This is a genomic window from Xanthobacter sp. YC-JY1, from assembly GCF_021730305.1.
Lineage (GTDB): Bacteria > Pseudomonadota > Alphaproteobacteria > Rhizobiales > Xanthobacteraceae > Xanthobacter > Xanthobacter flavus.
In genome coordinates, this window is sequence record NZ_CP032674.1 from 2,142,852 (window position 1) to 2,156,444 (window position 13,593).

Consider the following 13,593-nt stretch of genomic DNA (forward strand, 5'->3'; position numbering starts at 1 on the left):
GAAAGCTTCAGCCGGCGCGCCGTGCCGCGAGCCAGGAGCCGATGTCCGCCGCTTCGATGGGACGGGCGAACAGGAAGCCCTGCGCCGCGTGGCACCCGAGGAATCGCAGGAGATCGGCCTGCGCCTGCGTCTCGACGCCCTCCGCCACCACCGTCATGCCGAGGCTGTGGCCTATGCGGATCACCGCTGTTGCCAGCGCCTGGGCGTTCTGGTCTTGCTCGATGGAGAGCATGAAGGACCGGTCGATCTTCAGCTCGGCAATGGGGAGGCGCGAGAGGGCGCTGAGGCTGGAATAGCCCGTGCCGAAATCGTCCATGGCGATGCGCACGCCGAGGGCCTCGATGGCGCGCGCGGTGGCGAAGGAGTTCGGGTGCTGGTCCATCATCACCCGCTCGGTGATCTCGACCCTGAGGTCCGAAGGCTTCAGGTCGTACTCGCGCAGCGCGCCAGAGATGAAGCCGACGATATCGCCGCTGCGGAAACTGAGCGGGGAGAGGTTCACCGACACGTGGGGGACGTCGACGCCCTCCTGCCGCCATGTGGCGATACGCTGGCAGGACGCCTCGACCGCCCATTCGTCGATGCTCTCGATGAGGCCATATTCCTCGGCGAGCGGGATGAAGCGGGTGGCGGGGACATCGCCGTGGATCGGATCCGTCCAGCGGGCGAGCGCCTCCACGCCGTGGAGCGCGCCGGAGGAGAGCAGCACCTGCGGCTGGTAGACGAGGCGCAAAGCGCGGTTCTGGATGGCCTCGCGCAGCGCGACGGACAGCACCAAGCGGTCCAGCACCCGGCGGTTCAGCTCCTCGGTAAAGAAGTGGAACTTGCCGCGGCCTTTGCGCTTGGCCTCGTGTACGGCGGTATCCGCGTGCTTGAGGAGCGTTTCCGCGTCCGTTCCATGGTCGGGATAGAGCGCGATGCCGACCGACGCGGACATGGTGAGGTGGAGCGCCTGCGCCGTGATGGGCGCGGCCACGTATTCCAGCAGCCGCCGGGCGATGCGGGCCGCCTCCTCCGCGGTGCAGTCATGCACCAGCACGAGGAATTCGTCGCCGCCGGTCCGCCCCACCACGTCACCGGTGCGAAGCTGCGCCTTGAGCCGGCGGGACACTTCCACCAGCAGCTGATCGCCCGTTGAATGGCCGAGCGTCTCGTTCACGTCCTTGAAGTGGTCGATGTCGAGGTAGAGCACGGCGAGCGGCTGCTCCAGCGTGCGGGCCTCCACCAACAATTCCTCGAGGATCGCGTGGAGCTGGCGCCGGTTGGCGAGGCCGGTCAGCGTGTCCACATTGGCCAGCATCTCGATGCGCTTCTTGGCCTCGAAGCGCTCCAGCGCCAGGGCGCAGAGATCGGAGCAGGCAGCGACGACGTTCTCCAGCCACGGCGTCGGGCCGTGGGCGGTCTGGAAATAGAAGGCGAAGGTGGCCGCAACCTTCCCGCCGCGCAGTTTCACAGGGATGGACCAGCAGCCGGTGATGCCGGGCGGGATGGGAATGTCGCGGAAGTCCTCCCAGAGGGGACTGGTGGCGATGTCCTCGACCAGCACCGGCGTGCCGCGGAAGGCCGCCGTGCCGCAGCTGCCGCTGCGGGGGCCGATGGGTAGGCCTTCGACGGCGGCGGAAAACTCGGCCGGAAGGCTCGGGGCCGCCAGCACCGTCAGACGATCGTCCGCGGTGACGCCGAGAATGGAGCAGAGCGCGTTGGGTGCGAGGCCCTGCACCTTGCGGCACAGGATGTCCATGATGTCGGCCATGGGCGCATCGGCGGCCAGTGCGCCGAGCACCTGACGCTGGAGGTCCTCCACGAGCCGGGTGTGGGTGATGTCCGCGACGACGGCGACCACTTGCTCCAGCACGCCGGTCTGGCGATCCATGATCGGAGTGACGCTTGCCGACACCCAGACCTCCATTCCCGATTTGCCCTTGAGCGCAACGTCTTCGGACAGGGCGATGCGCCGGTCCATGGCGTCCTGGATGTGGTCTGCGAAGCAGGCGTTCCCCAGCCGGCCGCAAAACAACTCGGCCAGGGTGACGCTCTCCGGCCATTCCGTACCGTCATCCAGCATGTCACGGAAAGCGGGGTTGGCGTAGATCACCTTGCCGTGCGCGTCGGCGACAAGCACGCCGCGGTCGGTCTTCTCGGCGACAGCGGCTAGGATTGCGAGGCTCTTGGTGTGCACGGGCGGGTTCAGAGTGGGGCGGACGAAGGCGATGTAATAGGTCTCCCGTTTATGCTTCGCGCGGGTGACGGAGACGAGGCCCTCCACGCGGGAGCCGTCGTCCCGCGTGATCAAGAGGGGAAGCTCTCCACTGGGCTCCCCTCCCGCGCCGGGAATGAGATCGCCCACGGGGCGCCCGATCGCCTCCCCCTCGTTCAGTCCCCACAGGCGCTCGGCGGCCGTGTTGATGAACGTGACGAGGTTGTTCGTGTCGAAGAAGACAACAGCCTCGCGGCCTTGGGCGCGGGCAGCTGCTGGGCGATCCGCCATATTCCCGTCCATGGCTGAAGCTCCCGGCTGTACGCCCTCTGCGTGAGAGGACGCCACAAGGCCATCCACGCGCGAAAACTTCAGCTTACCCAATGGCAAGTGGCACGCGTGACTAGCTTACCTATCTCGGCGGGCTTGTACAGGAACGGTACGAGAATGAGGTTAATCTGCGTCAAAATCCGGGCTGGTGGCCGGGGGCAGAGACCGCATAACGCAAGGCTATGACCCGTCGGGAAAGCTTGCCAATGCAGCGCCGCTGCATCCCGGAAGACGCGGGCACTTTGCGCTGCAGCATACTGACGCACAGCAACGCTCAAGCGCCCGCCGCGGGCCTGCCGACCGCTGTGAGCGGGGGAGGGGGCCGCGGGGGGATCAGGACTTGAGCTTCAGTAGAGGCCGCCGGTCCCGGTCCGGGCCACTGGGGTGACGGGCTCGGGATTCGACCCATCGGTGCCCGCATAGCCCGCCACCGAATAGCCGTCCGGCGGCGCAGTGCCGGGCTTGAAGGCTTCGAGGATGGCGTTGCCGTCGCCGGCGCTGGTGCGCTGGCCGCTCTTGCGGTCGATGCGGACCAGCTTGATGCCGGCGGGCACGCGGAACGGGATGGCCGGGCGATCGGCGATGGCCACCTTCATGAAGTCGCGGGCGATGGGCGCCGAGAGGAGGCCGCCGGTGGAGCCCTTCCCCATGGGCTTGGGCTTGTCGTAGCCGAGATAGATGCCGACCACGATTTCCGGCGTGAAGCCGATGAACCAGGCGTCCTTCTCGTCGTTGGTGGTGCCGGTCTTGCCCGCGATGGGCTTGCCCAGCTCCTTGAGCGCCGTACCCGTGCCGCGCTGCACGACGCCCTCCATCATGGAGGTGATCTGGTAGGCGGTCATGGGGTCGAGCACCACCGGGCGCCGGTCGATCAGCGACGGCTCCGGCTGGTTTTCCCACTTGGTCGCCTCGCAGCCGCGGCACTCTCGCTCGTCGTGGCGATAGATGGTGTGGCCGTAGCGGTCCTGGATGCGGTCGATTAGCGAAGGCGTCACCTTGCGACCGCCATTGGCGATCATGGCGTAGGCGCCGGTCATGCGCATAAGCGTGGTTTCACCGGAGCCCAGCGCCATGGCGAGGTAGGGCGGCATGTCGTCATAGATGCCGAAGCGCTTGGCATATTCGGCGATGATGGGCATGCCCACGTCGTTCGCTAGGCGCACGGTCATGACGTTGCGCGACTGCTCCAGGCCGAAGCGCAGCGTCTGCGGGCCGTAATACTTCTTGGAGTAGTTCTCCGGCCGCCAAGTGTCCTGGCCCTGCTGCTCCAGCTCGAACGGCGCGTCGACCACAATGGTGGACGGCGTGTAGCCGTTGTCCAGGGCGGCCGAGTAGACGATGGGCTTGAACGAGGATCCCGGCTGCCGCATGGCCTGCGTCGCACGGTTGAACTGGCTCTCGTCGTAGGAGAAGCCGCCGGAAAGGGCGAGCACGCGGCCGGTGGTGGGCTCCATGACCACCATGGCGCCTTCGACGCCGGGCGGCTGGCGCAGGCGCCACTGGCCGCCGGAGCTGCCGAGCGGCTCCACATAGACCACGTCGCCGGGCTTCAGAACCTGGTTGATGGCCTTGCGCGTCCATTTGGCGCCCTCGGCCGGGATCAGGCCGACCTCGCGCTCGATGGACCTTTGGCCGGATTTGGTGCGCGACGGCTGGAGACCGATGCGGGCATTGTCCTTGCTCACGTCGAGCACGATGGCGAGGCGCCAGGGAATGTCTGTCCATTCCCGCACTTCGCCCAACTTCACGCCCCAGTCGTCGCCGGGCACGAGGTCGATGTGGGTGACGGGCTTGCGCCAGCCGCGCTCCTCGTCGTAGCGCACCATGCCGTCGGTCAGGGTCTTCTTCGCCAGCACCTGCAGCTTGGGATCGAGCGGCGTGCGCACGGAGAGGCCGCCTTCGTAGAGCTTGCGCTCGCCGTAGCGCTCGTAGATCTGCCGGCGTACCTCTTCCGCGTAATATTCCGCAGCGAAGATCTGCGCGCCCGTGGCGCGGGGGGTGACCTCCAGCTGCGCCCGCTTGGCGGCCTCGCCCTCCTGCTGGGAGACGAAGCCGTTCTCCACCATGCGGTCGATCACCCAGTTGCGGCGATCGGTGGCGCGGTTGCGCTCGCGGAAGGGGTTGTAGTTGGAGGGAGCCTTCGGCAGGGCGGCGAGATAGGCCACTTCCTGCACATTCAGCTCGTCCACGGACTTGTCGAAATAGACCAGCGCCGCCGCGGCGATGCCGTAGGCGCCCATGCCGAGATAGATCTCGTTCAGGTACAGCTCGAGGATGCGGTCCTTGGAGTAGGCGCGCTCGATGCGCAGAGCGAGCAGGGCTTCCTTGATCTTGCGGTCAAGGCTGCGCTCGTTGGTCAGGAGGAAGTTCTTCGCCACCTGCTGGGTGATGGTGGAGGCGCCTTGGGCGCGGACGTTCTTGCCGTAGTTCTGCGCGAAGGTCAGCGCGGCGCGGAAAATGCCGGTGGGGTCGATGCCCCCGTGCTCGTAGAAATTCTTGTCCTCGGCCGAGAGGAACGCCTCGATCACGAGGCGCGGCACGGACTGGATGGGGATATAGAGGCGCCGCTGCTTGGCATACTCCGCCACCAGCGCACCGTCCGCCGCATGGACGCGGGTCATCACCGGCGGCTCGTAATTCTGCAGCTGGGAGTAGTCGGGCAGGTCCTGGGAATATTTCCAGACCAGATAGGTCGCGCCCGCCGCACCCGCCAGCAGGACCAGCGTCGCGAGCGCGAACAGGAAACCCAGGAACCTCAAAATCACCCGCATCTCGCAGCTTCCTCCCGCCGCAACCCGAGGGACGCCCTACGCCGGGCCCTGACTGCCGCCGGTCCGGCCGTCGCAATCCTCGCCTGACCGCACGCTGTCCACGCCGACCGCCAACCCGGCGGCCGCCTTGGCATGACCGCGATCTTCAAGAGCGCGACTTGCCATAACCCGACTTGGCACCGATGCGAAGCGACTACATTGGGAAACCCAGGGCCCCAAGGCAACCGTTCACCGCATTTGCGCTCGCCTTAACGTTGCGTCACGGTGGGCGGCCAGTATCGGAATTCGTCAACCGTGTCCGCCCTCAGGGACTCGCACGGCCACCGCTATGGGGGCGAAACGTGGCCTCTTCGCGACGGAAGAGCGCTTTCGGCCGGGGGCTCCTTTCGAACCGGATACCCCACATGAAAAGGGCCTCCCGAAGGAGGCCCTTTCACATTCAGGACAGGTTTGGCCGGAAGGCGTCAGCCGCCGAACAGCTTGCGCTGCCACCAGCCCGAGCGGGGCTTGGCGGGGGGCGTGGTCTCTTCGGCCGGCGCTGCGGGCGTCTCGGGCGCCGGGGCAGGCTCGGCAGCGGGGGCCGGCGTTGCCGCCTCGGGAGCAGCAGCCTCAGGGGCGGGCTCGGCGGCCGGCTCGGAAGGCGCTTCCGCCGCAACGGGTGCGACCGGGGTGGCGATGCCGCCCTCGGACAGGATCACCGGCGCCTTCTCGCGAATGGTGGAGCGACGACGGCGGGGCGCCGCCTCGGCGCTTTCCGCCACCGGCTCGGGCGTGGGGGCCGGCGTGGCGGGGGCTTCGGCTACCAGCTCGGCCCGGACTTCAGCGGGGGCCTCGGCAAAGGTGGGCGCGGTGACGGGAGCTGCCGCAACCTCGGCCTCTGCGGCCACCGGCTGCTCGTCGTCGCTTTCCTCGGAGCCGTCGCTCTCGCCGTCGGCGCTCCCCGGAGCATCGTCGTCGCGCTCGCGGCGGTTGCGACGGCCACCGCGGCGGCCGCGGCGACGGCGACGGCGGTCGCCGTTCTCGTCGTCGGAACGCTCGCCATCGGCGCGCTCGTCTTCGCCACGCTCTTCGTCGTCGCGCTCGTCATCCTCGCGGGCGTTCTCGTCGCGCGTGCCGTCCTGGGCCTCAGAGGCTTCAGCGGAGGCGTCATCCTCCTCCTCGCCTTCGGCACCCTCGGCGCTCTCGCGGCCTTCTTCGCGATCACCCCGCCGGCGACGGCGGCGGCGGCGGCGCTTGCGGCCGGCCTCGTCGGTCCGCTCGCCATTGCCCTCGGACGCTTCGGCCTCAGCCTCAGCCTCGGTCTCGGCTTCCTCGACGATCTCCTCCTCGTCCTCCTCGAGGAAATCCTCGTCGGGCAGGATGGAGTCGGGCTGCACCACCGTGCTCGGCCGCGGGGCGGCGGGCGCGGGTGCGGCCAGATCACCCTTCTCGATGATGAAGGGCTGGTGGCCGGTGACACTTTCGTCCGCCGCGACGGAGAGGGTGACGCTGAAGCGCTCCTCCAGCTCGCGCAGATGGGCGCGCTTCTGGTTCAGCACGTAGAGCGCCACCTCGGTGCGGGTGCGGGCGATGAGATTGTGGGTCTGCGAGCGCAGCAACTGCTCTTCCAGCGCGCGCAGCAGCTGGAGCGAGACAGAGGCCGCCGAGCGCACGTGCCCGGTGCCGCCGCAGTGCGGGCACACCTCGATGGAGCTTTCCAGCACGCCGGTCCGGATGCGCTGGCGCGACATCTCCAGAAGGCCGAAGTGCGAGATGCGGCCGATCTGGATGCGGGCGCGGTCGTTCTTGAGGCAATCCTTGAGCTTGCGCTCCACCGACCGGTTGTTGCGCTTCTCCTCCATGTCGATGAAATCGATCACGATGAGGCCGGCAAGGTCGCGCAGGCGCAGCTGGCGGGCGATTTCCTCGGAAGCTTCGAGGTTCGTCTTGAGGGCGGTGTCCTCGATATGGTGCTCGCGGGTCGCCCGGCCCGAGTTCACGTCGATGGAGACGAGCGCCTCGGTGGGATTGATGACGATGTAGCCGCCGCTCTTGAGCTGCACCACAGGGGAGAACATGGCATCGAGCTGCTGCTCCACGCCGTAACGGGCGAAGATGGGCTGCGGCTCGCGATAGGGCATCACCGACTTCGCATGGCTCGGCATGAGCATGCGCATGAAGTCGCGCGCCTCGCGGAAACCCTCCTCGCCGGCGACGTGGATGTCGTCGATGTCCTTGTTGTAGAGGTCGCGGATAGCGCGCTTGATGAGCGAGCCTTCCTCGTAGACGAGGCTCGGCGCAGTGGAGGAGAGGGTCATCTCCCGCACCGTCTCCCACAGCCGCAGGAGATATTCGAAGTCGCGCTTGATCTCGGTCTTGGTGCGGTTGGCGCCTGCGGTGCGCAGGATGATGCCCATCCCTTCCGGCACCTCCAGGTCCTGCACCACTTCCTTCAGACGCTTCCGATCCACGGCGTTGGTGATCTTGCGGGAGATGCCGCCGCCACGGGCGGTGTTCGGCATCAGCACGGAATAGCGGCCGGCGAGGGAGAGGTAGGTGGTGAGGGCCGCGCCCTTGTTGCCGCGCTCTTCCTTGACCACCTGCACCAGCATCACCTGACGGCGACGGATGACTTCCTGAATCTTGTAGCTGCGGGCGCGGCGCTGCGGCGCGCGCTCCGGCACCTCCTCGAGGGCGTCCTCGTCGGCGCCGAGGTGCTCGATTTCCTCTTCCTCGTCGATCTGGTCGACATCGCTGTCGTCCTCGTCTTCGTCCTCGTCCTTGTCGCGCTTGCGATCATGCCGGCGGCCGCGATGACGGCGGGAGCGGGGCTGCTCCTCGTCGTCGGAGCGCTCCTCGCGAGCGGACTCCTCAGGGGCCTTCTCTTCTGGAGCCTCGTCGGAGTCCTCTTCGTCTTCCTCGTCCTCGTCCTCTTCGGCGTCGTCGTCCTCGTCGGTCTCCGACTCGGGCGCCTCGTCCTCGCCGGACGCGGAGGTAACGGTCACTTCCTCGCGGATCACCGCTTCGCCTTCGAGAATCGGCGCGGGATCGCTCTCGCCCTCGGCGGCCTCGCGGCGGCGCAGGGCCTCCTCGTCATCCGCCGCCTGCTCCTGCGGGGCGGGGAGGGGGGTGCCCAGGGGAGCATCGATGGCGGCCTCGACCACGGCGGCAGCGGCTTCCGCGGCCTCAGCGGGGGCCACCAGCGCGCTCATTGGCTCGGCGTGATGCGCGGAAGACACCTCCGGGGCCTCGAAGGGGGCCTCGGTGACGGCATCCTGTGCGGGCGCGGCGCCTTCGGCAGCTTCAAACTCTTCGGCAGCAGGTGTCTCGCCGGCTTCGGGGGCCGGATGCTCCACCGGCTCGGCGGCGGTGCTGATGCTCTGGTCCGGCTGGGAGCGCTTGGCGCGGCTGCGCTCGCGGCGGCGATCCTTGAGGTCGGCCTCGTCCTCGGCAAGGCGCGCGGCGCGCTCCTCCTCCTCGATCAAAGCGAGGCGGTCGGCGACCGGGATCTGGTAATAGTCGGGATGGATCTCGCTGAAGGCGAGGAAGCCGTGGCGGTTGCCGCCGTACTCGATGAAGGCCGCCTGAAGCGACGGCTCCACGCGCGTCACCTTGGCGAGATAGATGTTGCCCCGCAGCTGCTTGCGGGATGCGGACTCATAGTCGAATTCTTCGACCCGGTTCCCGCGCACGACCACGACCCGGGTCTCCTCCGGGTGGGTCGCATCGATGAGCATCTTGTTGGCCATGGAAATCTCTCTTCACGGCGCCGGGAGCAATGCTCCGCGACGGCCGCGGCTCGACCCCTGCGGGCGCTGCCGCGACACCGTTCTGGCGCCGGATGTGATGACGTGAGGAAGAAGGGGAGGCACAGGTACGCCCAAGCGCGTCGCTCGCACGCTCGGGGGCGGGGCACACGGAAGCGCGCTCAGCGCGCATGTCGTGCGGAAAAAATTCCATGCCCTCGGCTACCCGCTCCTCGATGAAGGGTTCAGGCCGGGGCGGAGGCGGGCGCCTCGTTCCGGCCACGGTACACACTCGCCCGATTCCCCAGATCGTCCCCTCGCGGACCATCGGCGAAGCTGGCTTCGAGGCATGCCGCCCGCGCCGGTTCGGCGCTTGCCTAAAGGGTCCTCGGTGACGGGGGATCGTCCCTGAGGTGCCGCCGTCGGCAATTGGGGCTGCCTTGATTCCGGGCTATCGCATGCGCAGCGACCCGCCCGGATTCTCGACACGCCCTGCGGCAGCCGCGGCAACCGGGGCCGAAGAGCCTGTTCCGGAACGCGAACTGTGTACGGTTCCCTTCTTACCCGCCCGACTTCCCGCTTGGCAAGGATCATGCGTCCTGAACCTCGCACCGGACGGCTATAACGCTCCGTCAACGGGCCGTTTACACCCCCGCCTTAAGCCTGCCCCTCTCTTGTGGCCCGCTTCTGACCGCTGCCGACGGGCGGCCTGCACGAGGGTGAGATTGCGATGATGCGACGCCGCCCCGGCCCCGCCGCCTTGTCTGTTCTCCCCAGGTGGGGGCTGCGCGGCGCTGCTGCTTTCTTGATCCTGTTCACTTTTGTGGCAGGGGTCGCCTGCCCCGCTTGGGCGCAGGGGGAGGGGGGCGCACCGGCACTGGCGCGGGAGGCGCGGCTCGCCGGCGACGCCAAGCGCACGCGGCTGATCGTCGACCTCGATCGTGCCCCCGCTTTCCGGGCCTTCACCCTCGCCAACCCGCCACGGGTGATTCTCGACCTCTCCGACGTCACCTTCGCCCTAAAGCCCGATGCCGGTCAGCTCCGACGCGGACTGGTGACGGCGTACCGATTCGGTGTCTTTGCGCCGGGCAAGGCGCGCATGGTGCTGGAAGTGTCCGGCCCGGTCGCCATCGACAAGGCGTTCGTGCTGGACGCGGTGGACGACCAGCCGGCCCGTCTGGTGGTGGACCTCGTCAAGGCCGATGCGGACGCCTTCGCCCGCTCCATCGCCACCGAGGCCGAACAGCGCACCGCGCTACCGGCTGCGGCTGTCGCCGCGCCGCCGGCCGGCGGCACGCGCCCGGTCATCGTCATCGATCCGGGGCATGGCGGCATCGATTCCGGCACGTCCGGCTATTCGGCCTTCGTCGAGAAGACCATCGTGCTGGAAACCGCCCTCGCCCTGCGCGACCGGCTGGAGAAGGCCGGCGGGTATCGCGTGGTGCTGACCCGCACCACCGACACCTTCATCCCGCTCGCCGACCGGGTGCGCATCGCCCGCACGAACCGGGCCGACCTGTTCATCTCCATCCATGCCGATGCGCTCGCCCGCGGCGATGGCAGGGCACGCGGCGCCAGCGTCTACACCCTGTCGGAGACCGCCAGCGACACGGAATCCGCCCATCTGGCGGACAAGGAAAACAAGGCCGACCTCATCGCCGGCGTCGATCTCTCCGACGAGACCGACGAGGTGGCGGGCATCCTCGTGGATCTCGCCCAGCGGGAGACACGCAATTTCTCCGCGCTCTTCGCCCGCACGCTGGTCGGCAGCATGAAGGCGGCGACGCGGATGCACGGCACGCCGCTGAAATCTGCCGGCTTCCGCGTGCTGCGCGCCCACGACGTGCCGTCCGTGCTGGTGGAGCTCGGCTATATGTCGAGTCCCGACGACCTCAAGCAGCTCACCTCCGAAGCCGGTCGGGACCGCATGGCCGACGCCATCGCGGCCGGCGTCACGCAGTTTTTCGCCCACAAGGGGGCGGCGGGACATCAGGCGGTGGAAGACGGCGATTCCGGTCCTGGCCGGTAGAGCGTGATCCGATCGGGTGGTCGCGCAATCGCTCGATGGAAGGTTCGAAGGGGCCAGCCATGGCCGATGGCCAAGCCGGTGCGGCGAGTTCGATACTTCCAAATGTGACGTTTCGCGGCTGCGATTAACCTTGGGCGGGGTCTCTCCTAGTCACAGTGTTGAGCGTGAGCTAGACCATTTCCCCAATATCAAATCATAGAACGGCGCGCTCGCTTGAGCGGACAACCGATCGTGAAACTGGGTGTGTGATCCACACTCTACTTGGGGGGCGAAGTTGGCTGACAATCAGAATACGGCACCTGGACCGTTGCTTTCTGGCGTGACCGTGATCGATCTTTCGCGAGTGCTCGCGGGGCCGTTCTGCACAATGAACCTCGCCCATCTCGGCGCGCGTGTCATCAAGGTGGAAATTCCCGGAACTGGCGACGATTCGCGCGCGTTCGGCCCGTTCGCCAACGGGAAGTCCATGTATTTCTCAGCCATCAACTGCAGCAAGGAGAGCATCGCGCTCAATCTCAAGCAGGCCGACGATCGCGCCATCTTCGAGAAGCTGCTCGAAAAGGCCGATGTGCTCGTCGAGAACTATCGGCCTGGCACCATGGAGAAGCTCGGCTACGGCTGGGATACGCTCCACGCCCGCTATCCCCACCTTATCTACGGCGCCGCCTCCGGCTTCGGCGATAACGGCCCTTATTCCCGCCGTGCCGCCTATGACATGGTGGTGCAGGGCATGGGCGGTATCATCAGCCTTACCGGCTATCCCGGCGGGCGGCCGGTGCGGGTCGGCATCTCCATCGGCGACATCGCGGCGGGGCTCTATCTGACCATGGGGCTCAATGCGGCCCTGTTTAAGCGCGCCCAGACCGGCGTCGGCTGCAAGGTCGACATCGCCATGCTGGATTGCCAGGTGGCGATAATGGAAGACGCCATTACCGCGTATGACAAGACCGGCGAGGTGCCGGGTCCGCATGGCACGCGCCACCCCTCCATCGCTCCGTTCCAGGCCTACAAGGCCTCCGATTCCTACGTCATCATCGCCGCCGGCAACGACCACCTGTTCAAGTTGACTGCGGAGGCTCTGCAGGAGCCGGCCCTGCTCACCGACCCGCGCTTCGCCACCAACGAGCTGCGCCACGAGAATGTGGATGCCCTGCAGGACGAGATGGAGAAGGTGCTCGCCAAGCAGCCGGTCGCCCACTGGCTCGATGCGCTCAACGGCAAGGGCGTGCCGTGCGGCCCCATCAACGACATCCCGCACATGATGCAGGACCCGCAGGTGGCGGCCCGCAACATGGTGGTTTCGGTGAATGATCCCGTCGCCGGGACCATCAAGGTGGCCGGCAATCCCATCAAGGTAATCGGCCAGCCCGAGCCGGCCACCTTCGCGCCGCCGCCGGAGCTTGACGCCAACCGCGCCCAGATCCTCGCCGAGTTCGTCGGCGCCGGTGCAGGAGCCAAGGCATGAGCGCCCCCGCATCGCCGACGCCGGCCCCGGCGCCCATGGTTATCGCCTCGGTGACCAACGGGGTGGGCACCATCTCCCTCAACAACGTCGCTCGTCGCAACGCCCTGAGCGCCGCTCTGCTGGACGCCTTCATCGACGCTCTTGCGGACTTCAAGGCCAAGTCGGTGCGGGCGGTGATCCTGCGCGCCGCGCCGGGCCTCAAGGTCTGGTCCGCCGGGCACGACATCAAGGAGCTGCCGCGGGGGCACGAAGACCCGCTCGGCTACGGCGATCCCCTGGAGCGGGCGCTGCGGGCCATCCGCAGCTATCCCGGGCCAGTGATCGCCATGATCCAGGGCTCCGTCTGGGGTGGCGCGTTCGATCTGGTTCTTTCCTGCGACATCATCATTGGCGACGAGACCAGTGAATTTGCCATCACGCCGGCGAACCTCGGTCTGCCCTACAACACGACCGGCCTTCTCCATTGCCTCAACCGCCTGCCGCTGAATCTCATCAAGGAGATGTTCTTCACCGCGACCCCGGTGAAGGCGGACGATGCGGCGCGCTGGGGCATCCTCAACCATCTGGTGCCTTCGGCTCAGATCGAGGCCTACACTCAGTCCCTCGGCGAGCACATCACCACCAAGGCGCCGCTGGCAATTGCGGTGGTGAAGGAGCAGCTTCGGGTGCTCTCGGACCTGCAGCCGGTGGCGGCACAGGTCTTCGAACATATCGAGGACATGCGTCGGCAGGTCTACGAGAGCGCGGACTACGAGGAGGGGATCAACGCCTTCTTCGAGAAGCGTAAACCGCAGTTCAAGGGGGTCTGATCCGGCCGGCGAGCGGCGCGGTGCGACCCGCTGTGCCGGGGCGGTGGCCCCGCCTTAAATGCGGCCCTGCCGCCCGTTGCAGTTCCGCGCCCGCTCGTCACCAGGCCGTGTTGGCCGGGGCATGAGCCCCGGCCGTTCCGCCCGGATGCTCGGGCGGCGCCACGTTGCTCATGTGTGACTCTTGTCGACATGAGCCTTGCCCTGCGCCAGCGACCGAGTACCATGGCCCGGGCCGGGTCTCCCGCTGGGATTTGAAACGATTGAAAT

At 67.5% G+C, this 13,593-nt stretch carries 6 protein-coding genes; 3 read left to right on the plus strand and 3 right to left on the minus strand.

Translation table 11 applies throughout. From position 1 onward, the window contains the following. Positions 1 to 7 precede the first annotated feature (7 nt). The 3 genes from D7006_RS10050 to D7006_RS10060 all read right to left on the minus strand — a co-directional run bounded on the left by D7006_RS10050 (position 8) and on the right by D7006_RS10060 (position 9,026). Positions 8 to 2,500: an EAL domain-containing protein gene (locus D7006_RS10050; protein ID WP_237356482.1), complete on the minus strand. Its 2,493-nt coding sequence runs from the start codon at positions 2,498 to 2,500 to the stop codon at positions 8 to 10. Between the two features lie 374 nt (positions 2,501 to 2,874). Then, positions 2,875 to 5,298, minus strand: coding sequence for a penicillin-binding protein 1A (locus D7006_RS10055; RefSeq protein ID WP_237356483.1), 2,424 nt, complete (start codon positions 5,296 to 5,298; stop codon positions 2,875 to 2,877). Between the two features lie 464 nt (positions 5,299 to 5,762). Continuing rightward, complete coding sequence (locus D7006_RS10060) at positions 5,763 to 9,026, minus strand: ribonuclease E/G (RefSeq protein WP_237356484.1); 3,264 nt, start codon at positions 9,024 to 9,026, stop codon at positions 5,763 to 5,765. Between the two features lie 802 nt (positions 9,027 to 9,828). Here D7006_RS10060 and D7006_RS10065 point away from each other — a divergent pair. The 3 genes from D7006_RS10065 (at position 9,829) to scpB (ending at position 13,326) form a co-directional block, all read left to right on the plus strand. Further along, the gene (locus D7006_RS10065; RefSeq protein WP_237356485.1) at positions 9,829 to 11,052 is read left to right on the plus strand and encodes an N-acetylmuramoyl-L-alanine amidase; all 1,224 of its coding nucleotides are present in this window, start codon (positions 9,829 to 9,831) and stop codon (positions 11,050 to 11,052) included. A 367-nt stretch (positions 11,053 to 11,419) separates the two neighbouring features. Then, positions 11,420 to 12,517, plus strand: a complete 1,098-nt coding sequence (locus D7006_RS10070; RefSeq protein WP_237356486.1) for a CaiB/BaiF CoA-transferase family protein — start codon at positions 11,420 to 11,422, stop codon at positions 12,515 to 12,517. Beyond that, positions 12,514 to 13,326: a methylmalonyl-CoA decarboxylase gene (scpB, locus tag D7006_RS10075; protein ID WP_237356487.1), complete on the plus strand. Its 813-nt coding sequence runs from the start codon at positions 12,514 to 12,516 to the stop codon at positions 13,324 to 13,326. The genes D7006_RS10070 and scpB overlap by 4 nt, the downstream gene beginning before the upstream one ends. The last annotated feature ends 267 nt before the right edge of the window (positions 13,327 to 13,593 follow it).

Bases quoted from the DNA above. Each gene is read 5' to 3' on its own strand.
- D7006_RS10070 (WP_237356486.1), top strand. From the start codon at position 11,420: ATGAACCTCGCCCATCTCGGCGCGCGTGTCATCAAGGTGGAAATTCCC.
- D7006_RS10055 (WP_237356483.1), bottom strand. From the start codon at position 5,298: ATGCGGGTGATTTTGAGGTTCCTGGGTTTCCTGTTCGCGCTCGCGACG.
- scpB (WP_237356487.1), top strand. From the start codon at position 12,514: ATGAGCGCCCCCGCATCGCCGACGCCGGCCCCGGCGCCCATGGTTATC.
- D7006_RS10060 (WP_237356484.1), bottom strand. From the start codon at position 9,026: ATGGCCAACAAGATGCTCATCGATGCGACCCACCCGGAGGAGACCCGG.
- D7006_RS10050 (WP_237356482.1), bottom strand. From the start codon at position 2,500: ATGGACGGGAATATGGCGGATCGCCCAGCAGCTGCCCGCGCCCAAGGC.